Here is a 25,448-nt window from a genome sequence, read left to right on the forward strand (position 1 = left end):
CTCGGTCACACTGTTGAACGGAACGTAGAGGGCAAGCGCTTTCTAGTCAACGCTTTGCGCAGAACACGCCGCCGTACGCGAATGCCGTGGGAGCGCTTCCATGGTCGGCGTGTGCATGCCACCATGCGAGGCGGACTCCACGTACGACGTCCCCCGAGCCCCCACCAGAAAGGGACAAGCACGTGTCCGACTTCTTACGAAGAGCGCTGCGTTCCTTGGGGGGAGCCCTCGCGCTCCTGCTCGTCGCGGCCCTGCTCGCCGCCCCCGCCGCCGCGGCCCGTCCACAGGCCGCGGCCCCCGTCCCGACCGCCACCCTCACCGAGGTCACCGACTTCGGCACCAACCCCAGCGGTCTGCGGATGTACGTCTACGTGCCGGCGAGCGTCACCGCGCACCCGGCCGTCCTCGTCGCCGTGCACTGGTGCACCGGGTCCGGCCCGGACATGTACAACGGCACCGAGTACGACACGCTGGCCGACCAGTACGGATACATCGTGGTCTACCCGTCGGTCACCCGCAGCAGCAAGTGCTTCGACGTCTCCTCGCCCCAGGCGCTCCGGCGCGGCGGCGGCAGCGATCCCGTCGGCATCAGGTCCATGGTCGACTGGGTGACCGCGAACTACGCCGCCGACACCGGCAGGGTCTACGCCACCGGCATCTCCTCCGGCGCGATGATGACCAACGTCCTGCTCGGCGACTACCCGGACGTCTTCGCGGCGGGAGCCGCCTTCTCCGGCGTTCCCTTCGGCTGCTTCGCCACCACCGACGGCTCCGAGTGGAACAGCGCCTGCTCCGGCGGCACCGTGATCCGCACCGCGCAGGAATGGGGCGACCTCGCCCGCGCCGCCTACCCCGGATACACCGGCCCCCGGCCGCGCATGCAGCTGTGGCACGGCACCGAGGACGACGTCCTGCGGTACCCCAACTTCGGGGAGGAGATCAAGCAATGGACGAACGTGCAGGGCCTCGGCCAGACGCCGGCCGCCACGGACGCGCCGCAGTCGGGCTGGACCCGCACACGCTACGGCGGCACCGGTGACCGGGCCCCGGTGGAGGCGATCAGCCTCCAGGGAACCGGCCACAACCTGTACACGTACGGGATGGCGGCCCGCGTGCTCACGTTCTTCGGTCTCGACAGCGGTGGCCCGGCGCCCCAGCCCCAGCCCGGCGGCTGCAAGGTGACCATCACCACCAATGCCTGGAACACCGGTCTGACCGCCTCCGTGACCCTCACCAACACCGGCACCACCACGGTCAACGGCTGGCAGCTCGCCTTCACCCTGCCCTCCGGCCAGACCATCACCAACGGCTGGGGCGCCACGTACACCCCGGCCGCCGGGGCGGTGACGGCGACGAACGCGTCGTACAACGCCACCATCGCCCCGAACGCGAGCGTCAGCATCGGCTACCAGGCGAATCACACGGGCAACAGCGCGGCGCCGGGTGCGTTCACGCTCAACGGGGCCGTCTGCACGGTCGGTTGAGATACGGACGGTCCACCTCCGGCTGAACTCGGCTCTCCGCGCGGGACGCCCGGCCCGCGCGGAGAGCCCTGGAGGCTTACGCGGCCTCTGCCCGGTCCCCGCCACCGGTGGGCGGTGTCGCCGTCCGGGGTGTCGAACCGCCCTTCGCCGGTAGGTGGTTGAAGACCAGGTTGAGCGCGATCGCCGTCAGGCAACCCGCGCTGATGCCGCTGTTCATGATCGTCTGAAACCAGTCGGGGAACTTCTCGTAGACCGTCGGCACCCCGACCGGCAGCATGCCGACGGCCACGGACACGGCGACCACGGTGAGGTTGTGGTTGTCCTGGAAGTCGACCCGGGCCAGCGTGCGCAGACCGCTCGCGGCCACCGTCCCGAACATCACCAGACCCGCGCCGCCGAGCACCGGGGCCGGAATCGCCGCGACCACCGCGCCCAGCTTGGGGAGCAGTCCGAGCAGGACGAGGATGCCGCCGGCGGTCGCCACGACCCAGCGGCTGCGCACCCGGGTCATGCCGACCAGGCCGACGTTCTGCGCGTACGCCGTGTAGGGGAAGGTGTTGAAGACGCCGCCCAGGACGGTGGAGAGGCCGTCGGCGCGCAGGCCGTCGGAGAGCGAGCGCGGCTCGACCTTGCGTCCGGTCATCTCGCCGACCGCGATCAGGTCGCCGGTCGTCTCCGTCATCGTCACCAGCGCCACGACCAGCATCGAGACGATCGCCGAGGCCTCGAAGGTCGGCGCGCCGAAGTGGAACGGGGTGCTGATTCCCAGCCAGTCGGCGTCACCGACCCCGCCGAAGTCCGTGAACCCGAACGGCACCGCGACCGCGAGCCCCACCGCGATGCCGATGAGCACCGCGATCCGGCTCAGGAACACGGGTGCGAAGCGCTGCACGCCCAGCACCACCGCGAGCACGAACGCGGCCAGCGCGAGGTTCTTCGGCTCCCCGAAGTCCTTCGAACCGACCCCGCCCGCCGCCCAGTTGCCGGCGACCGGCAGCAGCGAGAGACCGATGACCAGGATGACCGTGCCCGTGACGAGCGGCGGGAAGAAGCGCAGCAGCCTGCCGAACACCGGTGCCAGCAGCACGATCGCGAGCCCCGCCACGATCACCGACCCGTAGATCGCGGGCAGCCCGCCGCCCGTCGTGCCGATCAGCACCATCGGCGACACGGCCGCGAACGTACAGCCCTGCATGATCGGCAGCCGCACACCGAAGCGCCAGAAGCCGACGCACTGGATCAGCGTGGCGATACCGCACACCAGCAGATCGGCCGTGATCAGATACGCCAGATCGGCGGGCGGCAGCTTCATCGCCCCGCCCACGATCAGCGGCACGGCCACCGCACCCGCGTACATCGCGAGCACGTGCTGCAGGCCGAAGGCGGTCAACTGGCGTACGGGGGGCACCTCGTCGACGGGATGAACGGGCGCGGTCGTGGCCATGGGCACTCCAGAGCGGGGCGACATGCGAACAGCACGAGAGGGTACGACGCTTACACAGAATGTTGATTTCCCCCGTGTTGCCGCCGCGCTAACCAGCGATCCGCCCCCGGCCCACAGCCGCCCACAGCGCACCCCAGTCCGGCAGCTTCACCACACCCCGCCCCAGCGAGGCCCCGAGCTCCGCCTCGGCCCGCTCGATCGCCAGCCATCCGTCCCATCCGACCGGCTCGGCCCCGGCGGCCCGCAGCAGCGGCAGCGCATCCTCGGGGACCGGACTCCGCACGAGGACGGGGGTGTCCTCCAGCAGCGAGGTCACCGTCTCCTTCGCGCACGGCCGGTTGGTGCCGATGACCCCGGTCGGGCCCCGCTTGATCCAGCCCGACACGTACTCGCCCGGCGCGATCGCGCCCGCGCGCAGCACCCGCCCGCCGAGATGCGGCACCGTGCCCCGCTCCGGGTCGAACGGCAGCCCCTCCAGCGGCACCCCGAGATACCCCACCGAGCGCAGCACCAACTGCGCCTCGACGTCCTCGTACCGGCCGGTGCCGGTGACCCCGCCGTGCCCGTCGGGCGCGGTCCGCTCGAAGCGCACCGCGCCCACCCGGCCTCCGTCGGCGAGCAGTTCGACGGGCCGCAGGAAGAAACGGAGCCGGATCCGCCGCCGTACGTCCCGCGGCGGCAGGGCCGTCCAGCCGCGCAGCACCTCCACGTTGCGGCGCTGCCCCGCCGGCAGCCCGGACGGGTCGCCGTAGGCCGGGTCGAGGGCCAGTTCCGCCTCGTCCACGATCACGTCGGTGTCCGGCAGCGCGCCGAGTTCCCGCAGCTCCTTGGTGGTGAAACGGGCCTGGGAGGGGCCGCGCCGGCCCACCGTGTGGATCTCGGTGACCCCGCTCGCGGAGAGCGCGGTCAGCGCCGACTGGGGCATGTCGGTGGGGCTCAGCTCGGTCGTGCCGCGCGCCAGGATCCGGGTGACGTCCACCGCGACGTTCCCCACGCCGATCACCACCGCCGAGCGGGCGCCCCGCAGGAAGCCCTCGCCGACGGCGTCCGGGTGGGCGCTGTACCAGGACACGAACTCCGTGGCCGACCAGCTGCCCGGCAGCTCCTCACCGGGGATGCCCAGCCGACGGTCGGCCGCCGCGCCCACGCAGTACACCACCGCGTGGTACAGCTGGCGCAGCCGGGCGACCGGCACCCCGCCCGCGCCGACCTCGACCCCGCCGAGGAAGCGCACCCGCTCGTGCTCCAGCACCGTCCGGAGGTTCTGCTGGAGGCTCTTGATCTTCTCGTGGTCCGGGGCGACGCCGTACCGCACCAGGCCGTACGGGCACGGCAGCCGGTCCAGGACGTCGACGAGCACCTCGGGGTCCTGCTGGATCAGGCTCTGGGCCGTGTAGACCCCACTCGGCCCTGAGCCGACGACGGCGACACGCAGCACGGCGGAACTCCTTACCCGCGCGACGGAGGAGATCGCTGGTGCCTCCAGCATCGCACCGCCGGTGCACAGCCGACAGGGTGCCGAGGGCTTGACGCGTGCGCGTGTCCGTTCGTATGGAATGTGATCACGAGATCACGTTGCGTGCACGCTGGAAGCGTCCTTCCTTGATCCCTCTGGCGGGGTGCCGGCGCCCCCGGCGCACAGTGCGTGGTCGATCAGGGCGGCGGCCGCGTTCTCCTGGTCCAGGATGTGTTCCAGGGTGTCGCCGCGCGCCTCGGACATGGAGACCACGGCGCTTCGCCTGCCGTCGTCGGTGACGCCGTTGAGGGTGATCCAGCCGCCGTCCCCGCCCTCGTGGCTCCAGTAGGTTCCGCCGCAGCTCAGGGGGCGTTCGACCAGGCCGAGACCATAGCGGCCGCCGGGCCACAGCTGTTGGACCTCCGCGTTCACGGGGACGGTCTGCTTCATCTCGGCCAGCTGTCGCGTCGGTAGCAGGCGGCCCGCCAGCAGCGCGCGGAGGAAGCGGTTCTCGTCCCGCGTGGTCGTGACCCACGAAAGATTCTCGGGGTCCACCGGTATCTGGTCGGTGACGTCCACCCGGGAACCTGGGCCGAAGAGCTGGTAGGCCCGGGCGTGCGGCCGGGGGAGGGTGGGCGAGGTGCCCAGCCACCGGGTCCGGTCGAGGCCGAGCGGGCGCAGGACGCGCTCCTCGATCTCCCGGTGGGCGGGGTGACCGGTGGCCTTCTGGATGATCATGCCGAGTACGACGTAGCCGGTGTTGGAGTACTCCCAGCCCTCGCCGGGCGGGAAGTCCGGCGCGTGGGCCATGGCGCGGGCCACCAGCTGCTCCGGGCCGTAGACGTCGTGGCGCTGCTGGTAGTACTCCTCCGGCGTGGTGTATCCGGGCAGGTCGTCGGGGATGCCGCTGGTGTGCTGGAGCAGGTGGCGGAGGGTGATCCGGCTGCCGTCGTTGCCGTTGCCCCGCACCACTCCTGGCAGCCAGTGGTCGACCGTGTCGTCCAGGGACAGCCTGCCCTCGGCCTCCAGCTGGAGGACCACGGTGGCGACCAGCGTCTTGGAGGTGCTGGCCATGCGGAAGTAGCCGTCGGACGGGACCGGGCGGCCGGTGTTCAGATCGGCGACGCCGCTGGTGGCGACCGACTGCCGACCGTCAGGCGCGATCACACGGGCCTGCACGCCGCTGACACCGAGGGCGTGGATCGCCTCGGTGTCCTGGCGCAACCGCTCCACAGGGGACGGGCCGGCGGGTCGGGCGACGGCGGTGGTCACCCCGGTGGCGAGCAGCGTGGCGACACCGACTGTCAGGGCGAGGCGCTTGCGGAGAGCCGAAGTCATGGCTGAACGCTAGTTTCGCCCTCCGAAAGGACGCGATCCGGCGCACCTCAGGATCGGAACGGGGGATATCCCCCCGGCGCGGCCCGTGGATACCGTTACCATCCGGCCATCCGACTGCATGCCGCGCGTGGCAGTCGAAGGCACCCGCGGGCGGATCCGGTTCTCCCGCATGCCGGGCATCAGCGTCTGGCAATGGGCTCGGACGGCGATCCAGGTCGTCGATCGAGATCCGGCGGAACCCGATCGTGATCGCTTTCGGAACCCTCCACGCCGACTGGGAGAGCACGGAGTCCGACTGAGCGGAAGATGCCGGTCAGAGCATCGCCTGCATCCGGGTGATCTCACTCGTCTGCTGGGCCACCACGTCGTCCGCCATCTCCTCGATGCGCAGGTTGTTGCCCTGCGCCTTGACGTCCGTGGCCATGGTGATCGCGCCCTCGTGATGCGTGATCATCAAGGTGAGGAAGAGGCTGTCGAAGGCCTTCCCGTGCGCCGCGCGCAGCTTCTTCAGCTGGGCCTCGGTCGCCATGCCGGGCATCGCCGTGTGGTCGTGCGAGTCGCCGGTCTCCGCCTTGTCGTACGTCTCGAGCCAGGCCTTCATGGCGTCGATCTCCGGTGCCTGCGCGGCGGAGATGCGCAGGGCGAGGCGCTTGAGGTCGGCCGACTCCGCCCGCTTCGGGGCGAGTTCGGTCATCACGAGGGCCTGGGCGTGGTGCTGGATCATCATCCGGGCGTACGACACGTCCGCCGAGTTGGGTGTGTCGTCCTCGGCGCGCTGCTCGGCCGCGTCCTGGGCGGACAGCGTCCGGTTCGCCTCACCCGGCTTGCCCGGCGCGATCACCGAAGGGCCGCTCGCCGCACCCGACGTGTCCTCCGTCCCGGAGTCGCAGCCCGCGAGGGCGAGCACGAGCAACGCGGCCGCGGTGACGAGGGATGCGCGGCGGATGGGCACAACGGCCTCCTGGGGCAGGCGGGTTGAGGACCTGGAGCTTCCACTTATGGATCTTCGCACTAACGACCGGAAAGATTCATTACGAGTGCGTTGCCAGCCTTTGATATGTGCATGATGAAGACGATACTTCAGGGGACCGTGAACCGTTCCACAGCGAACGGCTACGAGGGAGGACGCAGTGACCCTGTTGAACGATCCCCGAACGCGGCGCAGACGGCTGGGAATTGCCGCCGCCTGTACCGGGCTCCTGGCCGCGCTGCTCACAGCGGTGCCGGCGGCCGCGACCCCCGACCCCGGGGACGGCCCGGCCGCGCAGCGCGAGGTCTCGCGGAGCGCGCAGGCCGAGGTGGCCGCGGCGATCGCCGACGGCGAGGTACCCGGGCAGGACGAGATCGTCCACTCCGACAACATCGAGCACGTCACCAACATCCCCAAGGACGCGCTGGCCGGAACCAATTCGGACCTGGCCTTCCAGGGGAAGTACGCCTTCGCCGGCAACTACGACGGCTTCCGGATCTTCGACATCAGCAACCCGAAGGCCCCGAAGACCGTCTCCCAGGTGCTCTGCCCCGGCTCGCAGAACGACATATCCGTCTCCGGAGACCTGCTCTTCCTCTCCACCGACTCCTCGCGCAGCGACAGCAGTTGCAACAGCACCACGCAGCCCGCGACCGAGAAGTCCTCCTGGGAGGGCATGAAGGTCTTCGACATCAGCGACAAGGCGAACCCGAAGTACGTCGCCGCCGTGGAGACCGCCTGCGGCTCGCACACCCACACCCTGGTGCCCGAGCGCAAGAACGTCTACATCTACGTCTCCTCGTACTCGCCCAGCGCCACCTACCCCGACTGCCAGCCGCCGCACGACGGCATCTCGGTCATCAAGGTGCCGCGCAAGGCGCCCGAGACCGCGGCGGTCGTGAGCTTCCCCGTCCTCTTCCCGGGCGAGGGCCCGGACGGCGGAGGCAACCCCGGCTCGCCCACCAACCCGGGCGTGTCCAAGACCACCGGCTGCCACGACATCACCGTGCTGCCGGAGAAGGACCTCGCGGCCGGCGCCTGCATGGGTGACGGCATCCTGTTCTCCATCAAGGACCCGGAGAACCCGAAGGTCATCGACCAGGTCCAGGACAACGTGAACTTCGCGTTCTGGCACTCGGCGACCTTCAACCAGAAGGCGAACAAGGTCGTCTTCACCGACGAGCTGGGCGGCGGCGGCGCGGCCACCTGCAACGCGGCCATCGGCCCGAACCGCGGCGCCGACGGCATCTACGACATCGTCGGCAAGGGCGACAAGCGCAAGCTGGTCTTCCGTAGCTACTACAAGATCCCCCGCCACCAGGCGGACACCGAGAACTGCGTGGCCCACAACGGCTCGCTGATCCCGGTCAAGGGCAAGGACCTCATGGTCCAGGCCTGGTACCAGGGCGGCGTGTCCGTCTGGGACTTCACCGACTCCTCGAACCCGAAGGAGATCGCCTACTTCGAGCGCGGCCCCCTGGCCACCGACGCGCTGCGGGTCGGCGGCTCGTGGTCGGCGTACTACTACAACGGCTACATCTACTCGAACGACATCGCCAAGGGCTTCGACGTGCTGAAGATCGGTGACCGGCGCACGGACCCGGCGAAGCGGGTTCACCTGCGTGAGCTGAACGTCCAGACCCAGCCGGACTACTTCGACTGATCCGACCGGTCCGACGGAACTCCGGTGGGCGGGTCCGTCGCGAAGAAGCGCGACAGATCCGTGTCACATCTCCCGCCGGGCGCCTCGGCGTCCGGCGGGACCCCCATCTCCCAGTCGAGCCGGTAGCGCTCGAACAGTTCGGCCCGCAGCGTCGTCAGCGGCAGGGGCACATTGGGCAGCACCATCGCGTAGACGGCGCCCATCAGCTGCGAACGCAGCATCGGGTAGTCGTGGTCCACGTCCTGCGAACCGTGCCGGACGGCCGTCTCCCGCAGCAGTTCGGCCAGCCGCTGCTGCTCCGGACACCGCACGAACCCCTCGGCCTGCAGCAGACCGGCCATGTGCTGGCGCATCAGCACCGTACGGTCCCGGGCCAGCCCCAGGATCGCGTCGATGGCCCGTGCCATCCGCTCCCGGCCGTCCTCGGTGTGCGGCTCCCGCTCCAGCGCCTCCTGCAGCGTACGGTGCATCAGCCGGTGCACGGCCGACTGCACCAACTGGCGCTTGCCGGGGAAGTAGTACGACACCAGACCCCGGGCCGAGCCCGCCCGGTCCGCGATGTCGCCGAGCGTCGTCGCCTCGTAGCCGCGCTCGCTCACCAGCTCGAGGGCCGCCTGCAGAAGCCGCTCCCGCGAACGGCGCCGCAATTCTTCATTGACCGAGGCGCTGCGCGGGGACATCCTGTAACTCCTGCGTTGACTGGCTATCAGCCAACTATACTCAGGGCATCCCGGACAGCTCCGTACGGAGCGGGGCCGGGGTGCCGCCTGCTCTGGGCGACGCGGGGGATCGTCCAGAGTGGGCGCGCTTCCGCCCCGATGGTGGCCTCGGGCTACCGACCTGCGGTGTTCCGGCTAACGACCGGGAGAGTCCGGGCGTCGGCCCACCAGGTCCAGGACCGGCCGCAGCCCGTCCGGCCGCTCGGCCGCCGGCAGATGGTCCACGAAGTGCACTCCGCAGCCCAGCGCCGCCGCCCCGCCGTCCGCCCGCCGGTCGTCCCCGACCATCAGGGCCGCGCGCGGATCGACCCCGAGCGCCTCGCAGGCCACCGTGAACAGCCGCGGGTCCGGCTTCTGCACCCCGTGCTCGTACGACAGCACGTACGCGTCCACGAACCGGTCGAGCCCGTGCTCCCGGAACACGGGCCGGAGATCCCAGCCGATGTTGCTGACCACACCCACGCCGACCCCCAGCTCCCGCAGCCCGCTCAGCACGTCCAGGGCATCGGGGTACGGCGCCCAGGCCGCCGGTGTCATGTGCCGGTCGTACAGCGCGTCGTGCAGACCCGGGTCCGGCAGCGGCACCTGACGGGACAGCCCGGTGAACGCGGCCCGGTGCGACGCGGCGCTCTCGTCCCGCACCCGCCACACCCCCGCCACTTCCTCGGGGACCCGCACGGGTGCCGCCCCACCCGGCAGCGCACCGGCCGTCTCCAGCGCCCGCGCCAGCTCGGCCAGCTCTTCCTCGGGCAGCGCGAGGCAGGCCTCGGCGAGCACGGCACGCAGCCAGGACTCGGCGGTCTCGACACGGAAGAGGGTCCCGGAGAAGTCGAACAGAACGGCAGTCATGCCGTCGATCCTAGGAACCCGGCGGATCTTGTGGGGTCACCACGCGGCCCTCGGTGCCGGGTGCGACGGCTCGCCGGATGTCCTCCGGCCCACATAGCCGTACGATCCCGGCCTCACGGGCGCCACCGGAGCTGGGCCGCGATCGCCAGGGCCACCAGTGCCGCACCCAGGAGCCAGCCGCCGAGGACGTCCGAGGGCCAGTGCACGCCCAGCCAGATCCGGGTCAGTCCCACGCCCACGACGGAGACCGCCGCCACCGCCACCGCCGTACGCCACACGGCGTGGCCCACGCCGTGCCGGTGCAGCAGCCACAGCAGGAGGCCGAACACCACCGTGGCGGTCAGTGCGTGCCCGGAGGGGTACGCCGCGAAGTGGGCGGAGTCGACCGGGTCGGGCCAGGCCGGGCGGTGCCGGCCGACCGCGGCCTTCAGGCCCTGCTGGATCAGCGTGCCCACCGCCGACGTGACGACCAGCCAGCCCGCCGTCCACCAGGCGGCGTGCCGCCACACCAGCCACACCGCCACCGCGGCCCCCAGCAGACGCATCGTCACCGGGTCCCACACCCAGTCCGTGAGGATTCTGCAGACCTGGGTGACGTCGGGGTCCGCGAGGGCCCAGCGGTGGGTGGTGCGGGAGACGTCGCCGTCCATGGAGATCAGGGGGTGCCACTCGGCCGCGACCAGGACGAGGAGGAGGACCGAGCACAGACCGAGAGCCGTCGCGACGCGGAGGGCCGTGCGCAGTGCGGGAGGACGGGGCGGGGAGTCGACGGACGGGGTGTGCATGATGTGATCCTCGCCGACCTGGGGGGCCCGAGGCCAACCCGGGGAGGTGTGGGGAGGGGAGGTTCGGGGAAACGTCTCGGGCGGCCGGTGGATCGCCCCCGCGTGGCTCGGAGATCGCCTCGGGCGTCCCAGAGGGTGTCTTGGTGGCCCGGCGGGTGTCCTGGGGGCAGCCCTGCGTGCCCGGACCGCCGCACGCCTGGCGGGTCTCAGCCCAGTGCCCGCAGTCCCGGGACCAGCGCCACCAGCACGGGGATCACCGGCACCAGTGAGGCCGCCGCCGTCAGGCGCAGTCTGCGGGCCGCGGTGAGCCGGTCCGGGGGTGTGAGCAGCCGGTGCACACGCTGTGGGACATGGGCCTGCGGGGTGGGGGAGGGGCCGAACACCCCGCGGTCCTCGTTGAGTTCGACCAGGGCGAGCGCGGTGGTGAGCCGGCCGAAGCGGCGGGAGGCCATGTCGTCGGCGGCCAGTTCGACCAGCCGGTGCATCTCGGCACGGAACGCCGCGAACACCGGCACCTGCGGAAACCCGGTGGCCAGCGCGGACGACGAGTGCAGCAGCCAGTCGTGCCGCGCCTGCGCGTGCCCCTGCTCGTGTGCGAGCAGGGCATCGAGCTGACGTCCCTTCAGCCGACGCAACGCGGCCGTGGTGACGACCAGTTGGGGCGCGGCGCCCGCCAGCCACCAGGCGTCCGGCCGCTCGCCCTCCAGGACGACGAGCCGTCCCCTCGTCTCCTCGCCCGGCAACAGCGGGACGCGCAGCCGCAGTTCGGCCCGGCGTGACCGGCTCCTCGCCCGGGCGCGCGCCACCTCCCGTACCAGCATCGCCCCGCTCCACAGCCCGCCGCAGGCGAGCGCCACGGCGGTCGCCGCAGCCCAGGGCCCGGTCGGGCCGAGCGCGTAGGCCTCCGCGACCCCGCGCGGGGCCGGCGCGAAGACATGACCGCGCACCGCCTGCCAGGCCGCCGCCGCGCTGAGCGTCATCGACAGCGCACAGCACAGCAGGACCGCCGCCACCACGCACTGCCAGGCCCACAGCGCGACCACCGGTTCACGGTCCGGCCAGTCGGCCCGGGCGAGCAGCCGGGGCGCTCCGACGGCGGTCAGGGCGCCGAGCAGCAGCAGGACCGCGGGGACCATCATGAGCAGCACCCTATGAGCGGCGCACCGCTCAGGGGTACGGCTTGTCGCGCCAAAGTGACGCAGGCCACGGCTGAGTTGGGATCACATCGTCAGCAGCATCGCCAGCATCCCGATCCCCATCGACAGCCGGCACGCCCGCGCCAGCTCGGGCCGGTCGCTCCAGGCGACGGCGGTCCCGGGCGTCCCGGCCGTCCCGGCAGTCCCCGCGACCGGCAGCAGCCGTGCCCCGGAGAGGAGGACGTACCCGGTGAAGTACAGCAGCAGGACGCCCGTGAGGAGCGGGACGCCCGTGGCGGGGCCGCCGTGTGCATGCGGGTCGGCGGGGGCGGCGGCCATCGCGGCCGCCATGTAGACCATGGCCGAGGCCCCCACCAGGTGATGCAGATGGTGGCCGCCCCCGCGGGCCGCCCACAGCGCCCGCAGCGCGGCCGCGCCGAACACCGCCGTATAGGCGGGCCAGGCCCACGAGGGCGGGGTGAAGACCGTCGTGGGCACCGCCATCACGGCCATCCCGAAGCCCATGAGCGCCTCGCCGCCCGCGGCCCGGCGCTGCTCCTCGACCCTGCTGCGCATCCGCAGCAGGCAGTAGGCCCCGGTCGCCGCACACAGCGCGACGAGCAGCCAGCCGGGCGAAGCCGGTCCGTGCACGTGCACCTCCCCGCTCGACGGTGACGTCGAGGGGTGCGATGCCCACGGCACGCGGCGCGCACGCAAGCGCAAGGTTGTACACGGGGGGCATTCGAGGGAGCACGGCAGGTGAGCAGGGACGTCCCTTATATATTTCACGAGTAAAACACATGCTAAATTAATGGGTATGCCCGGACCCCGCCTCCCGCTGGCCGGCGTGCTGCGCCTCGGCCGTCCCTCCGACATCTGGTTCAAGCCCGCTCTGAGCGTCGTCGCCGCGGTCGCCCCGCCGAACCTGACCCTGCTGGCGCTCGGCCGTCTCGATCTGGCGGTGTACACGATGGCTGGGTCCCTGTGCGCCCTGTACGCCCACAACCGCCCCTACGCGGCCCGCGCCCGGGTCCTCGCCGGGGTGGTCCTGGGCATGACCGGCGGCCTGGCGGTCGCCCTGCTCGCGGCCGCGCTCACCACGGACGCGGTCGTCCTGGTCACCGTCGGCGCGCTGCTCGCGGCCGCGCAGAAGGTGCTCTGCGACGCCACCCGCCTCGGGCCGCCCGCCAACGTCGTCCTGACCTTCGTCACCTCCGCCGCCCTGTTCGTGCCGCAGACGCTCGGCGAGCTCCCCGGCCATCTCGGGCTCGCGACGGCCGCCGGTGCCTGGGCCTGGCTGATCGGCATGGCACCGGGGCTGGTGCGCCCGCACGGTCCGGAGCGCCGGGCCACCGCCCACGCCCTGCACACGGCCGCCGCGTACGCCGCGACACAGGGTCCGGCCGAGGGCCGCGCCCGGGCCGCCGCGGCCGCCGCCGTACACGCGGCCTGGCAGACCCTTCTGGCGGCCCGCACGGGAAGCCGGGCCCAGAGCCTGGCCCACGCCGGAAGTCCAGCGCGCGGCGGAACAACCCCGGCGACGGACCGCCGCGAGGAGACCCACCGCGCCCTGGAGCGGCTGCTCGTCCGCGCCGAGGTGACGCTCGCCGCCCCCGCCGACGCCGACCCGGAACGGCTGCGCACCTGGGACCGGGCCCTGCGCGGCACCGGCCCGGTCCCGCACCCGGACGACCTCCTGGATGACGACGAACTCCTCGGCATCGACGTCCAACTGGCCACCGTACGGCCGTCGTTGTGGCGCAGGCTGGGCCCGCTCGCCCCGATCGCGGCCCGCACCGCCCTCGGCTGCGCCCTCGCCGGATACGCCTCGCTCGCCCTCGGTATCGGCCGCCCCTACTGGGCGCTGGTGACCGCCGCCTCCCTCTACCAGGCGAACGTCATCCTCACCTGGAACCGTGCCGTCCAGCGCGTCGTCGGCAATCTCGTCGGCGTCCTCGCCTTCGCGGCGCTCGTCCCGCTCGCCCACCTCCACCAGGCGGCCCTGGTCCTGGTCTGCCTCGCCCTCAACTTCGGCGCGGAGGCGCTGATCAGCCGCAACTACTGGCTCGGCAGCGTCTGTGTGACCCCGATGGCCCTGCTCATCACCGAGTTCACCCACTACCAGGACGCCGGCCGGCTGATCACCGAGCGGCTGGTGGACACGTTCGTCGGCGCGGTCGTCGGCTTCGTCGCCGCCCTCGCCGTCACCAACCGCCGGTCCGGCGACCGCCTGGAGCGGGCCCTGACGGCCGTGTCGCAGGCCCGCGACCACGCCGCGCGGCTCGTGACACAGCCGCACTCCGCTTCCGCCGCGGCCCTGGAGCCCGCCCGCCGTGCCCTCGCCGCGGCCCTGGTCGACCTGCGCGCCACCGCCGACGCCGCGTACGGCGAGTGGTGGCGGCGCGCCCTGCCCGAGGAGCGGGTCGTGGCGGCCGAGCAGTCCGGACACCGTACGCTCGCGGCGACGGTACGGCACCAGGGTCTGCTCCTGGGCCGGGACGCGACCACGAGAGCGGAGGGCGTACGGCGATGACGGCGACGCGGGGACCAGCGGCGGCCGGAGACGGGGCGAGGAGGGACACCGTCGCGGCGGTGGTGGGGCAGTGGCAGGCGGTGCGGCCCGACCTCGACACCGGGCCCATGGAGATCATCGGCCGCGTCAACCGCTGCGCCGCCCTGCTCCAGCAGGCTGAGGACGCGCCATTGCGCCGGGCGGGCCTGAGCCGCCCCGAGTTCGACCTGCTCGGCGCGCTGCGCCGCACCGGCCACGAACTGACCCCCGGCGAACTGGCCCGCGAGACGTTCTCCTCGGGAGCCGCCGTCACCAAGCGCCTCAAACAGCTCACCGAGCGCGGCCTGGTGGAACGCCGGGGCGACACCCGCGACCGCCGCGTCGCCCACCTCCGCCTCACGGACGCAGGCCGTGACCTCGTCGACGGCATCCTCCCCGAGCAACTCGCCTACGAGAGCGCCGTACTGTCCGCCCTGGACGGTGACCGGCAGGGCGAACTGGCCGATCTGCTCGGCGAGTTGCTGAGCCGCCTGGAAGGGCACATGCAGGCGCTGAAGGCCTGAGCCCGTGGCGGCTCGCTCCTCAGCCGCCCACGCTCACCCCTCGTCACCCGCCCGGTAGACCCCGAACACCGCGCCCTGCGGATCCCGCAGCACCGCGATCCGCGGACCGTCCGGCACGGAGGTGGGCTCCATCAGCGCGGTGCCGCCGGACTGCGTCGCCGTCGCCGCGGAGGCGTCCACATCGGACACCGCGAAGTACGGCAGCCAGTGCGGCGGCACCTCGGGCGGGAACTTGTCGTCCATCGTCACCATGCCGCCGAAGTCGGCACCGCCGACGCCCCACTGCAGATAGTTCTCCGAAGAGCTCACGGTCCAGCCGAACACCGTCGTGTAGAAGGTCTCCGCCCGGTCGGGATCACGGGTCAGCAGCTCCACCCAGCCGAGCGAGCCGGGCGCGTTGAACAGCCCCGCGCCCGGGAAGGTCCGTGCCTGCCACAACTGGAACGCGGCACCGCCCGGGTCGAGGGCGACCACGAATCGGCCCACGTCGAACACGTCCATCGGGCCCACCAGCACCTTGCCGCCGGCCTCCGTGATCAGCCGGGCGCTGACATCGGCGTCGGTCACCGCGAACGACACGTTCCAGGCGCACGGCTGCGACTCCTGGTACAGGGGGCTCAGCGCGGCGACGGCCGCCTCGCCGAGGTGCGCGACGGTGTAGCCGCCGGCCTCCTGCCGTGGATCCGTCTCCGCCCGCCAGCCGAACAGCTCCGCGTAGAACCGCTTCGCCGCCTCCAGATCACCGGTCCCCAGCTCGGCCCAGCAGGGCCCGCCGGGCACGGGCACGTCGAGCTTCATGGCGTTCCTCCCGAAAAGGGGACCCCTCCAGCACGCTAAGCCCGTCCCCCCGGCCCGGCATCCGCTCACGCGGTCAGCGAGGCTGCCGACAAGGTCCCCAGGGGCGCGGGGCTGTATCGATTTTGCGGCTCCGCCGCGTGGGCGCGACCAGCCACAACGCACCCGCACCCGCCGTCAGCCGGCCCGCACCGAGCCGGCAGGCGCCGCTCACCGCACCGCGCCCTCAGATCCCCGGCCGATACCGGATCGGATGATCCGCCGGCACCTCCACCAGCACGATCGGCGTGCCGTCCGGATCCTCGATCCACATCTCGACCAGCCCCCACGGCTCCCTCACCGGCGGCCGCACGATCCCGACCCCCTTCGCCCGCAGCTCCTCGTGCGCCGCCGTCACGTCCGCGACCTGCAACCAGAGCCGTACGGCGGGGTCGGGCGGCGTCTCCGACCGGCCCGAGACCTCCAGGAAACCGCCGCCGAGGAAGTAGACGACCCCGCGCTGCGCCCCCGTACCGAACTCGCGGTAGACGGCCAGGCCCAGCTGCTCGCCGTAGAAGGAACGCGAGCGCTCGGGGTCGGTGGGGCGGAGAAGGGTCCTACTGCTGAGTACGTGCACCATGCGGCCGGAGCCTAATGGGCGCGGGGTTACCCTCGTGCGAGTCCCAGCCGCGCCACACACCGGAGATCGCCCGCATGGACACCGCCGCCACCGCAATCACCTTCCGTGATGCCACCGACGCCGACGTGGACGCGTTGGTCGCGCTGGTCGAGTCGTCCTACCGCGGGGAATCCAGCCGGGCCGGATGGACCACGGAGGCGGACATCCTCCAGGGGCAGCGGACCGACCCCGAGGGCGTGCTCGAGATCATCGAGGCGGCCGACGGCCGGGTGCTCACGGTCGAGCAGGGCGGCCGGATCGTCGCCTGCTGCCAGCTCGAACACCGCGGTGACCACGCGTACTTCGGCATGTTCGCGGTCAGCCCCACGGCCCAGGGCGGCGGTCTGGGCAGGACGGTCCTCGCGGAGGCCGAGCGGCAGGCCCGGGAGATCTGGGGCGCCACCGAGATGCGCATGACCGTGATCTCCGTGCGCGACGACCTCATCGCCTGGTACGAGCGCCGCGGCTATCGCCGTACCGGACGGATGACGCCGTTCCCGTACGGCGACGAGCGCTTCGGCATCCCGCAGCGCGACGACCTGCAGTTCGAGCTGCTGGTCAAGCCGCTCGCCTGAGCCCGGCCCGGGTCGGCTCAGGCCGTGAAGCGGCCCGTCCGTCTGATCTCCGGGTAGTCGGTGGTCGCGCCGTCCAGCTCCAGCGCGCGTACGAGCCGCAGCTGGAACTGGGTGTTGACGACCCAGCCGATGATCCGCAGATCCCGTCTGCGGGCCTCCTCGACGATCTCCAGGGTGAGGCGCCGCAGGTTCAGACACACGGTCGTGGCTCCGGCGTCCACGGCCCGGGCAACGATGTCGAGGCCGTAGCGGCTGCCGATCAGCGCGGTGCGCACCCCGGGCACCAGCCGGGCCATCTCGGCGACCGCCTCGTCGTGGAACGAGGACACCTCCACCCGCCCCACCAGGTCCCGGGCGTGCATCACCTCGGCCAGCGCCCGCGCCGCCTGCACATCCTTGATCTCGGCCTGCAGCGGCAGTGTCACCGCGTCCAGGACCTCCTCGAACACCGGCACCCGCTCCCCGCGCCCCGCGTCGAGGGTCTTGAGCTCGGCGAGCGTCTGGTCCGCGATGGGACCCGTCCCGTCCGTCGTGCGGTCCACATCGGGGTCGTGCATGACCACGAGGGCGCCGTCCTTGCTCAAATGCAGATCGAGTTCGATCACATCGAGGCCGGCCTCCTCGGCGGCGACGAAGGAGCGCAGGGTGTTCTCGGGCTCGATGCCCATCACGCCGCGATGACCGATGGTGAGGAAGTTCAAGACGGGACTCGCTTCCGTCGACTGCGGGTGGAGGCGGGGGGTGGAGAAGTTCGCAGCCTAACCGCCCGGGGCCATCCATGGACACGTGTAGATCAAGGGGCTCACCGCCTCTACCCAGCCGTAGCGGAAGTAGTCACTCCCCCCATGTCCGACAGGAAAAACTGCCGTGAAGATGCGGGTGGGCAGGATAATTTCCCGTGGCCCCACTTGCTGGAGGAAACCTCATATGCATACGGTGTCCATACGCGAGGTTCTCCCGTGGAGGATGGGACATGACGGAAATTCTTGTGCAGGCGGCGACGGGGGAGCGGGTTCCTCCCGTGACGAGGGTGGTGGAGCACCCGGCGTGGCCCGTGCTCAAGGATGCCGTGGAGCGGATCCGCCCCTGGCAGTCCAAGGACGGGGCGATCGACTTCGAGGGTGAGGGCGCGCCGGAGCGCGTGGAGGCCGAGCGGGCCGTCCATGAGGTGATCGGGGCGGTCGAGGGGCTCTCACCGCTGCTCCCGCACGACGCCGACTACCACCGCGCCCTGGTGAAGGACCTGCACCGCTGGGTCGAGGGCGGCTTCGAGGTGCCGGACTTCCTGGACTCGCTGCTGGCCTTCCAGCCGGCCGCGAACCGCGCCGACGGCCTGCAGCACCTGGTCGTCTTCCCGATGTACACGCAGAACGGCAACCCGGACCGCAACCTCGAGGCGGTCGTGCTGCGCATGGTCTGGCCGGAGTGGCTGGCCGAGCTGGAGCGCACCCGCTACGACAACCCGCTGTTCTGCGGCATCACCTTCGAGGACTTCACGTCCGGCTACGACACGAACTCGGCCGTGCTCTTCCCGGAGACCATCGCCGTCCGTGAGGCGCCGGAACGTTTCTCCTGGGGTGGGATCTTCTGCGACCGCGAGGCCGCCCGCTTCCGCCGCGTCACCGACGCCGCCGTCGACATCCTGGGCATGGAACTGCCCGAGGACATCGCCGCCATGGTCCACGACCAGAAGCGCTGCGAGGAGGCCTTCGTCCTGTGGGACATGGTCCACGACCGCACCCACAGCCACGGCGACCTGCCCTTCGACCCCTTCATGATCAAGCAGCGCCAGCCGTTCTGGATGTACGGCCTGGAGGAGCTGCGCTGCGACCTCACCGCCTTCAAGGAGGCCGTGAAGCTGGAGGCCGACGGCGTCCCGCAGGCCCGTGACGTGCAGTACGCTGTGCTCTTCGACCGTATGTTCCGCTTCCCGGTCACCGGCGAGCGGGTGCGCAACTACGACGGCCTCGGCGGCCAGCTGCTCTTCGCCTACCTGCACAAGCACGACGTCGTCCGCTGGACCGACAACAAGCTGCACATCGACTGGCAGCGCGCCCCGCAGGTCACCAACCAGCTCTGCGCCGACATCGAGCAGCTCTACCGCGACGGCATCGACCGCCCGAAGCTCGTCCACTGGTTCGCCGGCTACGAGCTGGTCTCCACCTACCTCGCCCCGCACCCGGGCTCCCGGTGGGCCAAGGGTCCCGACGCCCTCGACCTGACGCAGCCGCCGCGCAAACTCGTGGATGACGTGCTTCCGGACGAGTTTCCGCTGAGCATGTTCTATGAGGCACTGTCCAAGAAGCTGAAGAACGTGATCGCCTCGACCCGGGGCATCACGGCGGACAGTGCCGAGAGGGTCGCCGCGTGAGCGACCGTACGAACACCGCTCAGCAGGAGGCAAGGATGGGGAACGGCGCTCTCAACGGTGCGGTGATCGCGGTGGCCGGCGCGGGCGGACCCGCCGGACGCGCGGCGCTGCTGAAGCTCGCCCAGCAGGGCGCGACCGTCGTCGGCTCGGACAACGACCCCGAGCGCCTGGCGGAGGCCGTCGACCACGCCCGCTACGAAGCCGGTGGCGCCACCGTCACCGGTGACACCGTGGACCTGCTCGACCTCAACTCCACCCGTGAGTGGGCCGCCCGTGTGGAGAAGGACTTCGGCCGGGTCGACGGGCTGGTCCACCTCGTCGGCGGCTGGCGCGGCAGCGAGACCTTCACCAAGACCAGCCTCGACGACTGGGACCTGCTGGAGCTGCTGCTCGTCAAGACCGTGCAGCACACCTCCCTCGCCTTCCACGAGGCGCTGCAGGCCAGCGAGCGCGGCCGGTACGTGCTGATCAGCGCCGCGGGCGCCAGCAACCCCACGGCGGGCAACGCCGCCTACGCCGCGGCCAAGGCCGCCGCCGAGGCCTGGACGCTCGCGCTGGCCGACTACTTCCGCAAGGCCGGCGGCGCCGGGGGCCCGAGCTCCGCGGCCGCCATCCTGGTGGTGAAGGCGCTGGTGCACGACGCGATGCGCGCGGAGCGGCCCAACGCGAAGTTCGCGGGCTTCACCGACGTCACGGACCTGGCCGAGGCCATCGCCGGAGTCTGGGACAAGCCCGCCCCCGAAGTGAACGGACAGCGTCTGTGGCTCACCGAGAAGCCGTGAACCCTCCCAAGACCGACGCCCGCCGCCACCACGACCCGGAAGTCCGAGGATTCGCCAGCGACAACTACGCCGGGGCCCACCCGGAGGTGATGGCCGCCCTGGCCCTGGCCAACGGCGGCCATCAGGTCGCGTACGGCGAGGACGACTACACCGAGAACCTCCAGCGGATCGTCCGCAGCCACTTCGGCGCCACGGCGGAGGCGTTCCCGGTCTTCAACGGCACCGGCGCCAACGTCGTCGCGCTCCAGGCGGTCACCGACCGCTGGGGCGCGGTGATCTGCGCCGAGAGCGCCCACATCAACGTGGACGAGGGCGGCGCGCCCGAGCGCATGGGCGGCCTCAAGCTGCTCACCGTGCCCACGCCCGACGGCAAGCTCACCCCGGAACTCATCGACAGGCAGGCCTGGGGCTGGGAGGACGAGCACCGCGCCATGCCGCAGGTCGTCTCGATCACCCAGAGCACGGAGCTGGGCACCCTCTACACCCCCGACGAGATCCGCGCGATCTGCGACCACGCCCACGCGCGCGGCATGAAGGTCCACCTGGACGGTTCCCGCATAGCCAACGCGGCCGCCTCCCTGGACGTGCCCATGCGGACGTTCACCAACGCGGTGGGCGTCGACATCCTCTCCCTCGGCGGGACGAAGAACGGCGCCCTGTTCGGCGAGGCGGTCGTCGTCATCGACCAGGACGCCGTCAGCCACATGAAGCACCTGCGCAAGCTGTCCATGCAGCTCGCCTCCAAGATGCGCTTCGTGTCGGTGCAGTTGGAGGCCCTGCTCGCCAAGGACCTGTGGCTGCGCAACGCCCGGCACGCCAACGAGATGGCCCAGCGGCTGGCCGAGGGCGTGCGCGCGGTGCACGGGGTGGAGATCCTCCACCCGGTCCAGGCCAACGGGGTCTTCGCGAAGCTGCCGCACGACGTGAGCGTGCGGCTGCAGAAGCGGTTCCGGTTCTACTTCTGGGACGAGGCCGCGGGCGTCGTGCGCTGGATGTGCGCGTTCGACACCACCGAGGAGGACGTGGACGCGTTCGTCGCGGCCGTCAAGGAGGAGATGGCGCACTAGCGTCTGCATAGATATGCGGTCACCCGAAAATTCATTGACGTCGGGTGATCGCGTTTCTATGCTCTGACGCCATGGAGCTGATCCAGGAGAACCCTGACCTGTCCGCCTACTTGGCCGCTGACGACGTCATCGACCACGACCATCCGCGCGTCCGGGAAACGGCCGCACGCTTGGCGAAGAAGGCCGTTGACTCGTATGACTATGCGCGGCTGGCGTTCGAGTTCGTGCGTGACACGATTCCCCACTCGCAGGACTCCGGCGCCGTGCAGGTCACCTGGCGAGCCTCCGACGTGCTGGAACAGGGCACCGGTATCTGCTACGCGAAGGCTCATGCGCTGGCCGCGCTGCTGCGGTGCGAGGACATCCCGACGGCGCTGTGCTACCAGAAGTTCGACGTGGTGCACGGCCTGGTCGCCGTCCGCTTCAACGGCGCCTGGCACCGCCAGGATCCGCGCGGCAACAAACCCGGCGTGGACGCGCGGTTCTCCCTGGACGGCGAACGGCTCGCCTTCGTCCCCGACGTGGAGGCGGGCGAGCTGGACCACCCCGTGCTGTACGCGGCACCGCACCCAGCGGTGCTGAGCGTGCTCAAGGCCGCGCCGGACCGGCCGTATCTGTGGAAGACGCTGCCGGCCGCGCTGTCATGACCGTGATGGTGCGCCCCCGGTGCGGGGGCGCGGGAGGCGGGCGTCAGTGGGCCTCGGCGGCCTTCACCTGCTCCGGGGTCGGCGCGGTGCCGCCCAGATGGGCCGGCATCCACCAGGTGTCGTGCGCGTCCTTCGGGCGGACCGGGTAGGCACGCTGGGCGGCCTCCAGGAGCTCCTGGACGCGCTCGCGCAGCTGGCGCGTGAGGGCACCCGCGTACTTGTCCTTGGAGGCCTCGATCGCCTCGCCGACGCGGATCGTGATCGGGGTGTGGCTGCGCTTGAAGTTGCGCGGGTGACCCTTGGTCCACAGCCGCTGCGTCCCCCACACGGCCATCGGGACCAGCGGGACGCCGGCCTCCTGCGCGAGCCGCGCCGCGCCCGACTTGAAGCTCTTCAGCGTGAACGACTGCGAGATGGTCGCCTCCGGGAAGACCCCGACGATCTCTCCCGACCGCAGCGAGTCCAGCGCGTGCTGGTAGGCCGCGTCGCCCTGGTTGCGGTCCACCGGGATGTGCTTCATCGCCCGCATCAGCGGACCGGAGACCTTGTGGCGGAAGACGGCCTCCTTCGCCATGAAGCGAACGAGACGTTTCTGCGGGAGCGCGGCCAGACCGTTGAAGATGAAGTCGAGGTAGCTGATGTGATTGCTCACCAGCACGGCGCCACCCGAGCGCGGGATGTTCTCCGACCCCTTGCAGTCGATCTTGAGATCCCAGGCCTTGAACAATGTCAGGGCGAGGCCGACGGCGGGACGGTAGACAAGCTCTGCCATGGGCGCGGCGGACCCTTCCTTCTGCCCGTGAGGGGATCCCCCCTCGGGCAAAGTTACGCAGCCGTAGGTTTACGGCATCTCGCAGATCGTGCCCGAAGAACGGCCGGGGGCCAAGTCCTCGTGCCCCATGGCGACGAGATCCTCGTCACTCGGCCCCCGTGATCCACCTCGGTCTTTTGCGCCGCGTTTACTCCGTCCGCACCGTCACCCGCCGCGCGAGCAGGTACATCTCGCACCCCAGGCAGTACCCGAAAGCGGCATTGAGGAAGGCGGCCGCGAGTGCCGCACCGGTCGCCGCGAGCCCCAGCCAGTCCGGCCCCAGCGTGAATCCGAGCAGGCCCACACCGGCGAAGACGAGCCCCACCGCCTGCGCGAACCGCGGCGGCTGGGGCGACTCGAACTCCGTCGGCGGGCCGATGCGCGGCCGTACGACCCCGCGGAACACCCAGCCGTACGGCGAGCGTCCGACCCCGCCCGCCGCGCCCAGCGCGAACGCCAGCGTCTGCCAGGCCAGCAGCCAGGCGCTGCCCGTGACCAGAACGACCGCCAGCACTACGGTCGTGACGGCGGCCCCGAAGCGCGGGCCCCTCACATCGATGTCCATGAATCAAGCATTCCGCAGCGGAAACGATTCCTGGGGTCGGGAATCTTTGCAGTCTCGTGAACGCTGGAGGAGCTGATGACCGGACTGGTGGTGTGCGTGGCGGTGCTCGCGGCGGCGAGCGCCTACGGAGTGCTGCACCGGCGGCGGAGCGGGAGGGTGCGCGTGCGCGGGCGCGACGACGGAAAGCGGCTCGGTGCCGACCGGCTGGGCGGTGAACTGGGGGACCGGGCCACGCTCGTGCAGTTCTCCAGCGCCTTCTGCGCGCCCTGCCGAGCCACCCGCCGGGTGCTCGGCGAGGTCGCGGAGATGGTGCCCGGCGTCACCCACATCGAGATCGACGCCGAGGACCACCTGGAGCTCGTGCGCGAGCTCGACATCCTCAAGACCCCGACCGTCCTGGTCCTCGACGCCGACGGCCGTGTCGTACGGCGTGCCACCGGTCAGCCCCGCAAGGCCGACGTCATAGCGGCCCTGGGGGAGGCGGTGTGACGGGCCGTCGGGGGACGGTGGGTCACCTGCCGGACGGCCTCCCGGATACCGGAACGTACTTGACTGTGCGCGCCATCCATCGTCAGCCTGACCGTATGCCTCAGGAACTCCTTCTCTACGGGCGGGTCCACGTCGACCTGGCCCGTACCGCGAGCGCGCGCTGTCCGGGCCGCTGAGCCCCCGCCGACCCTCCCGCCGCTCCCTCCAGAAGGACGACAACTCCATGACGGCCTCGCCCGACCTCGGCACCCCTCAGCTCGCCTCTCCCGATCTCCTGCGTTCCGTCTTCCGGCGGCATGCCGCCGGAGTGGCCGTGATCACCGCTCCCGGTGAGTCCGGCCCGGTCGGTTTCACCGCCACCTCCCTCACCTCCGTCTCCGCGGAGCCCCCCATGCTCTCCTTCGGCATCGGCACGGGAGCCTCCAGCTGGCCCGCGATATCCGGGACGGAGCACGTGGGCGTACATCTGCTCGGTGAGCACCAGGAGGAGCTGGCCGCGACCTTCGCCCGCAGCGGCGCCGACCGCTTTGGCGCGCCCACCGCGTGGCGCGAGGGCCCCGAGGGCGTTCCCGTCCTCGACGACGTGCTCGCCTGGCTGGTGTGCCGGGTTGTCGCGCGTGTGCCCGCCGGGGACCACCGGATCGTGCTGGCCGAGGTCGTCCTGGGTGACCCCGCGGGCGCGGGCCGGCCGTTGCTCTACCACCAGGGCCGGTTCAACGCTCTGCGGGATTGATCACTGACCGGCTCTCCTGCGAAGCCGTCGAGTTCCGGTTACGCTGCGTTGCAGAGGTCACAGTTCAAAGCGCTTGCTTAGTGGGCAAGAACTGGCTGTACTGACGAGTAATATTTCGTTCGGGGCGCGGGCCGCCCCGATCGGGATCGGCCGTTTGTGGCGCCTATGCTGCCTGAAGAAGGCAGCCGAGAACTGACGATGCAGTAGGAGAGCCGGCGTGAGCTTGAGGATCGTTGTCACTGTGAAGTACGTGCCCGACGCCACTGGCGACCGGCACTTCGCCGATGACCTGACCGTCGACCGGGACGACGTGGACGGTCTGCTCTCCGAACTCGACGAGTACGCCGTCGAACAGGCGCTGCAGATCTCCGAGAACTCCGACGACGACGTGGAGATCACCGTCCTGACGGTGGGTCCCGAGGACGCCAAGGACGCCCTGCGCAAGGCGCTGTCCATGGGCGCCGACAAGGCGATCCACGTCGAGGACGACGACCTGCACGGCACCGACGCCATCGGCACCTCCCTCGTGCTGGCCAAGGCCATCGAGAAGGCCGGCTACGACCTGGTCGTCTCCGGCATGGCCTCCACCGACGGCACCGCCGGCATCGTCCCGGCCCTGGTCGCCGAGCGCCTGGGCGTCCCGCAGGTCACGCTGCTCTCCGAGGTCTTGGTCGAGGACGGCACGGTCAAGGGCCGCCGCGACGGCGACGCCGCCTCCGAGCAGCTCGAGGCCTCCCTGCCGGCGGTCGTGTCGGTCACCGACCAGTCGGGCGAGGCCCGTTACCCGTCCTTCAAGGGCATCATGGCGGCCAAGAAGAAGCCGGTTCAGTCCTGGGACCTGGAGGACCTCGAGATCGACGCCGAGGAGGTCGGCCTCGACGGCGCCTGGACCAAGGTCGAGACCGCGGCCGAGCGCCCGGCCCGCACCGCCGGCACGATCGTCAAGGACGAGGGCGAGGGCGGCAAGCAGCTCGCCGAGTACCTCGCGAGCCAGAAGTTCATCTAAGGCTCGACACGCCGACCGCCCCTCAACTTC

The 25,448-nt window shown here is 71.2% G+C and carries 26 protein-coding genes and 1 pseudogene; 13 read left to right on the forward strand and 14 right to left on the reverse strand.

Going from position 1 to position 25,448, the window contains the following annotated elements; translation table 11 throughout:
• Positions 1-182 precede the first annotated feature (182 nt).
• Entirely contained in the window at positions 183-1,484 is a 1,302-nt protein-coding gene (locus tag ACIRF9_RS26610) for a PHB depolymerase family esterase (RefSeq protein WP_403827082.1), read from the forward strand.
• Positions 1,485-1,560: 76 nt separating this feature from the next.
• On the opposite strand, the gene ACIRF9_RS26615 is transcribed toward ACIRF9_RS26610, so the two are convergent.
• From ACIRF9_RS26615 to ACIRF9_RS26625, 3 genes are all read right to left on the reverse strand, one after another.
• Positions 1,561-2,928 carry a nucleobase:cation symporter-2 family protein gene (locus ACIRF9_RS26615; protein ID WP_403827084.1) on the reverse strand — a complete coding sequence of 456 codons (1,368 nt, stop codon included), beginning with the start codon at positions 2,926-2,928 and terminating at the stop codon, positions 1,561-1,563.
• An 88-nt stretch (positions 2,929-3,016) separates the two neighbouring features.
• The gene (locus tag ACIRF9_RS26620; RefSeq protein ID WP_403827086.1) at positions 3,017-4,366 is read right to left on the reverse strand and encodes an FAD-dependent oxidoreductase; all 1,350 of its coding nucleotides are present in this window, start codon (positions 4,364-4,366) and stop codon (positions 3,017-3,019) included.
• A gap of 132 nt (positions 4,367-4,498) precedes the next feature.
• Positions 4,499-5,722: a serine hydrolase domain-containing protein gene (locus tag ACIRF9_RS26625; protein ID WP_403827088.1), complete on the reverse strand. Its 1,224-nt coding sequence runs from the start codon at positions 5,720-5,722 to the stop codon at positions 4,499-4,501.
• A 109-nt stretch (positions 5,723-5,831) separates the two neighbouring features.
• Between ACIRF9_RS26625 and ACIRF9_RS26630 the strand changes: the two are divergent.
• Positions 5,832-5,975: pseudogene (locus ACIRF9_RS26630) on the forward strand (amino acid ABC transporter substrate-binding protein); the annotation flags it as partial.
• A gap of 60 nt (positions 5,976-6,035) precedes the next feature.
• Here the strand turns inward: ACIRF9_RS26630 and ACIRF9_RS26635 are convergent.
• Positions 6,036-6,674 carry a DUF305 domain-containing protein gene (locus ACIRF9_RS26635; RefSeq protein ID WP_403827090.1) on the reverse strand — a complete coding sequence of 213 codons (639 nt, stop codon included), beginning with the start codon at positions 6,672-6,674 and terminating at the stop codon, positions 6,036-6,038.
• Positions 6,675-6,852: 178 nt separating this feature from the next.
• On the opposite strand from ACIRF9_RS26635, the gene ACIRF9_RS26640 reads away from it, so the two are divergent.
• Positions 6,853-8,355, forward strand: coding sequence for an LVIVD repeat-containing protein (locus ACIRF9_RS26640; RefSeq protein WP_403827092.1), 1,503 nt, complete (start codon positions 6,853-6,855; stop codon positions 8,353-8,355).
• On the opposite strand, the gene ACIRF9_RS26645 is transcribed toward ACIRF9_RS26640, so the two are convergent.
• The 5 genes from ACIRF9_RS26645 to ACIRF9_RS26665 all read right to left on the reverse strand — a co-directional run bounded on the left by ACIRF9_RS26645 (position 8,343) and on the right by ACIRF9_RS26665 (position 12,495).
• Positions 8,343-9,035 (reverse strand): TetR/AcrR family transcriptional regulator, encoded by a 693-nt coding sequence (locus tag ACIRF9_RS26645; protein WP_403827094.1) that lies wholly within the window; start codon positions 9,033-9,035, stop codon positions 8,343-8,345. The genes ACIRF9_RS26640 and ACIRF9_RS26645 overlap by 13 nt on opposite strands.
• 174 nt (positions 9,036-9,209) lie before the next feature.
• Positions 9,210-9,923, reverse strand: a complete 714-nt coding sequence (locus ACIRF9_RS26650) for an HAD family hydrolase (protein ID WP_403827096.1) — start codon at positions 9,921-9,923, stop codon at positions 9,210-9,212.
• 113 nt (positions 9,924-10,036) lie between these two features.
• Positions 10,037-10,708: a phosphatase PAP2 family protein gene (locus ACIRF9_RS26655; RefSeq protein WP_403827098.1), complete on the reverse strand. Its 672-nt coding sequence runs from the start codon at positions 10,706-10,708 to the stop codon at positions 10,037-10,039.
• Between the two features lie 206 nt (positions 10,709-10,914).
• Complete coding sequence (locus ACIRF9_RS26660; protein ID WP_403827099.1) at positions 10,915-11,847, reverse strand: M56 family metallopeptidase; 933 nt, start codon at positions 11,845-11,847, stop codon at positions 10,915-10,917.
• 81 nt (positions 11,848-11,928) lie between these two features.
• Positions 11,929-12,495, reverse strand: a complete 567-nt coding sequence (locus tag ACIRF9_RS26665; RefSeq protein ID WP_403827101.1) for a DUF5134 domain-containing protein — start codon at positions 12,493-12,495, stop codon at positions 11,929-11,931.
• 166 nt (positions 12,496-12,661) lie between these two features.
• Here ACIRF9_RS26665 and ACIRF9_RS26670 point away from each other — a divergent pair, with 166 nt between their 5' ends.
• Both ACIRF9_RS26670 and ACIRF9_RS26675 read left to right on the forward strand, forming a co-directional pair.
• Positions 12,662-14,377 carry an FUSC family protein gene (locus ACIRF9_RS26670; RefSeq protein WP_403827103.1) on the forward strand — a complete coding sequence of 572 codons (1,716 nt, stop codon included), beginning with the start codon at positions 12,662-12,664 and terminating at the stop codon, positions 14,375-14,377.
• On the forward strand, positions 14,374-14,919 hold the full coding sequence (locus ACIRF9_RS26675) for a MarR family winged helix-turn-helix transcriptional regulator (protein ID WP_403827105.1): 546 nt from the start codon (positions 14,374-14,376) through the stop codon (positions 14,917-14,919). Before ACIRF9_RS26670 ends, ACIRF9_RS26675 begins: the two co-directional genes overlap by 4 nt.
• Positions 14,920-14,952: 33 nt before the next feature.
• On the opposite strand, the gene ACIRF9_RS26680 is transcribed toward ACIRF9_RS26675, so the two are convergent.
• Both ACIRF9_RS26680 and ACIRF9_RS26685 read right to left on the reverse strand, forming a co-directional pair.
• On the reverse strand, positions 14,953-15,717 hold the full coding sequence (locus ACIRF9_RS26680; protein WP_403827106.1) for a VOC family protein: 765 nt from the start codon (positions 15,715-15,717) through the stop codon (positions 14,953-14,955).
• A gap of 223 nt (positions 15,718-15,940) precedes the next feature.
• Positions 15,941-16,333 carry a VOC family protein gene (locus tag ACIRF9_RS26685; RefSeq protein ID WP_403827107.1) on the reverse strand — a complete coding sequence of 131 codons (393 nt, stop codon included), beginning with the start codon at positions 16,331-16,333 and terminating at the stop codon, positions 15,941-15,943.
• A gap of 74 nt (positions 16,334-16,407) precedes the next feature.
• On the opposite strand from ACIRF9_RS26685, the gene ACIRF9_RS26690 reads away from it, so the two are divergent.
• Positions 16,408-16,947: a GNAT family N-acetyltransferase gene (locus tag ACIRF9_RS26690; RefSeq protein ID WP_403827108.1), complete on the forward strand. Its 540-nt coding sequence runs from the start codon at positions 16,408-16,410 to the stop codon at positions 16,945-16,947.
• Between the two features lie 17 nt (positions 16,948-16,964).
• Here ACIRF9_RS26690 and ACIRF9_RS26695 read toward each other — a convergent pair whose 3' ends face one another.
• Positions 16,965-17,648 carry a glycerophosphodiester phosphodiesterase gene (locus tag ACIRF9_RS26695; RefSeq protein WP_403827109.1) on the reverse strand — a complete coding sequence of 228 codons (684 nt, stop codon included), beginning with the start codon at positions 17,646-17,648 and terminating at the stop codon, positions 16,965-16,967.
• Positions 17,649-17,920: 272 nt separating this feature from the next.
• On the opposite strand from ACIRF9_RS26695, the gene ACIRF9_RS26700 reads away from it, so the two are divergent.
• The 4 genes from ACIRF9_RS26700 (at position 17,921) to ACIRF9_RS26715 (ending at position 21,814) form a co-directional block, all read left to right on the forward strand.
• The gene (locus ACIRF9_RS26700; RefSeq protein WP_403827111.1) at positions 17,921-19,318 is read left to right on the forward strand and encodes a DUF6421 family protein; all 1,398 of its coding nucleotides are present in this window, start codon (positions 17,921-17,923) and stop codon (positions 19,316-19,318) included.
• 35 nt (positions 19,319-19,353) lie between these two features.
• Positions 19,354-20,100: an SDR family NAD(P)-dependent oxidoreductase gene (locus ACIRF9_RS26705; RefSeq protein ID WP_403827159.1), complete on the forward strand. Its 747-nt coding sequence runs from the start codon at positions 19,354-19,356 to the stop codon at positions 20,098-20,100.
• Positions 20,097-21,167, forward strand: a complete 1,071-nt coding sequence (locus ACIRF9_RS26710) for a threonine aldolase family protein (RefSeq protein ID WP_403827113.1) — start codon at positions 20,097-20,099, stop codon at positions 21,165-21,167. The genes ACIRF9_RS26705 and ACIRF9_RS26710 overlap by 4 nt, the downstream gene beginning before the upstream one ends.
• Before the next feature lie 71 nt (positions 21,168-21,238).
• Positions 21,239-21,814, forward strand: coding sequence for a transglutaminase domain-containing protein (locus tag ACIRF9_RS26715; RefSeq protein ID WP_403827114.1), 576 nt, complete (start codon positions 21,239-21,241; stop codon positions 21,812-21,814).
• Positions 21,815-21,857: 43 nt separating this feature from the next.
• On the opposite strand, the gene ACIRF9_RS26720 is transcribed toward ACIRF9_RS26715, so the two are convergent.
• A complete protein-coding gene (locus ACIRF9_RS26720; RefSeq protein ID WP_403827116.1) occupies positions 21,858-22,586 on the reverse strand; it encodes a lysophospholipid acyltransferase family protein in 729 nt (242 codons plus the stop codon).
• 187 nt (positions 22,587-22,773) lie between these two features.
• A complete protein-coding gene (locus ACIRF9_RS26725) occupies positions 22,774-23,190 on the reverse strand; it encodes a DUF4395 domain-containing protein (RefSeq protein ID WP_403827118.1) in 417 nt (138 codons plus the stop codon).
• 75 nt (positions 23,191-23,265) lie between these two features.
• On the opposite strand from ACIRF9_RS26725, the gene ACIRF9_RS26730 reads away from it, so the two are divergent.
• The 3 genes from ACIRF9_RS26730 (at position 23,266) to ACIRF9_RS26740 (ending at position 25,418) form a co-directional block, all read left to right on the forward strand.
• Positions 23,266-23,679 carry a TlpA family protein disulfide reductase gene (locus ACIRF9_RS26730; protein ID WP_403827120.1) on the forward strand — a complete coding sequence of 138 codons (414 nt, stop codon included), beginning with the start codon at positions 23,266-23,268 and terminating at the stop codon, positions 23,677-23,679.
• Positions 23,680-23,902: 223 nt separating this feature from the next.
• A complete protein-coding gene (locus ACIRF9_RS26735) occupies positions 23,903-24,412 on the forward strand; it encodes a flavin reductase family protein (RefSeq protein WP_403827122.1) in 510 nt (169 codons plus the stop codon).
• A gap of 217 nt (positions 24,413-24,629) precedes the next feature.
• Positions 24,630-25,418 carry an electron transfer flavoprotein subunit beta/FixA family protein gene (locus ACIRF9_RS26740; protein ID WP_403827124.1) on the forward strand — a complete coding sequence of 263 codons (789 nt, stop codon included), beginning with the start codon at positions 24,630-24,632 and terminating at the stop codon, positions 25,416-25,418.
• Positions 25,419-25,448 lie beyond the last annotated feature (30 nt).

This window comes from Streptomyces sp. NPDC096132 (assembly GCF_044763345.1).
Lineage (GTDB): Bacteria > Actinomycetota > Actinomycetes > Streptomycetales > Streptomycetaceae > Streptomyces.

Coding starts and splice junctions, on each gene's coding strand:
- ACIRF9_RS26715 (WP_403827114.1), top strand. CDS start 21,239: ATGGAGCTGATCCAGGAGAACCCTGACCTGTCCGCCTACTTGGCCGCT.
- ACIRF9_RS26670 (WP_403827103.1), top strand. CDS start 12,662: ATGCCCGGACCCCGCCTCCCGCTGGCCGGCGTGCTGCGCCTCGGCCGT.
- ACIRF9_RS26730 (WP_403827120.1), top strand. CDS start 23,266: ATGACCGGACTGGTGGTGTGCGTGGCGGTGCTCGCGGCGGCGAGCGCC.
- ACIRF9_RS26615 (WP_403827084.1), bottom strand. CDS start 2,928: ATGGCCACGACCGCGCCCGTTCATCCCGTCGACGAGGTGCCCCCCGTA.
- ACIRF9_RS26705 (WP_403827159.1), top strand. CDS start 19,354: ATGGGGAACGGCGCTCTCAACGGTGCGGTGATCGCGGTGGCCGGCGCG.
- ACIRF9_RS26735 (WP_403827122.1), top strand. CDS start 23,903: ATGACGGCCTCGCCCGACCTCGGCACCCCTCAGCTCGCCTCTCCCGAT.
- ACIRF9_RS26650 (WP_403827096.1), bottom strand. CDS start 9,923: ATGACTGCCGTTCTGTTCGACTTCTCCGGGACCCTCTTCCGTGTCGAG.
- ACIRF9_RS26675 (WP_403827105.1), top strand. CDS start 14,374: ATGACGGCGACGCGGGGACCAGCGGCGGCCGGAGACGGGGCGAGGAGG.
- ACIRF9_RS26655 (WP_403827098.1), bottom strand. CDS start 10,708: ATGCACACCCCGTCCGTCGACTCCCCGCCCCGTCCTCCCGCACTGCGC.
- ACIRF9_RS26645 (WP_403827094.1), bottom strand. CDS start 9,035: ATGTCCCCGCGCAGCGCCTCGGTCAATGAAGAATTGCGGCGCCGTTCG.
- ACIRF9_RS26720 (WP_403827116.1), bottom strand. CDS start 22,586: ATGGCAGAGCTTGTCTACCGTCCCGCCGTCGGCCTCGCCCTGACATTG.
- ACIRF9_RS26680 (WP_403827106.1), bottom strand. CDS start 15,717: ATGAAGCTCGACGTGCCCGTGCCCGGCGGGCCCTGCTGGGCCGAGCTG.
- ACIRF9_RS26660 (WP_403827099.1), bottom strand. CDS start 11,847: ATGATGGTCCCCGCGGTCCTGCTGCTGCTCGGCGCCCTGACCGCCGTC.
- ACIRF9_RS26690 (WP_403827108.1), top strand. CDS start 16,408: ATGGACACCGCCGCCACCGCAATCACCTTCCGTGATGCCACCGACGCC.
- ACIRF9_RS26685 (WP_403827107.1), bottom strand. CDS start 16,333: ATGGTGCACGTACTCAGCAGTAGGACCCTTCTCCGCCCCACCGACCCC.
- ACIRF9_RS26725 (WP_403827118.1), bottom strand. CDS start 23,190: ATGGACATCGATGTGAGGGGCCCGCGCTTCGGGGCCGCCGTCACGACC.
- ACIRF9_RS26625 (WP_403827088.1), bottom strand. CDS start 5,722: ATGACTTCGGCTCTCCGCAAGCGCCTCGCCCTGACAGTCGGTGTCGCC.
- ACIRF9_RS26700 (WP_403827111.1), top strand. CDS start 17,921: ATGACGGAAATTCTTGTGCAGGCGGCGACGGGGGAGCGGGTTCCTCCC.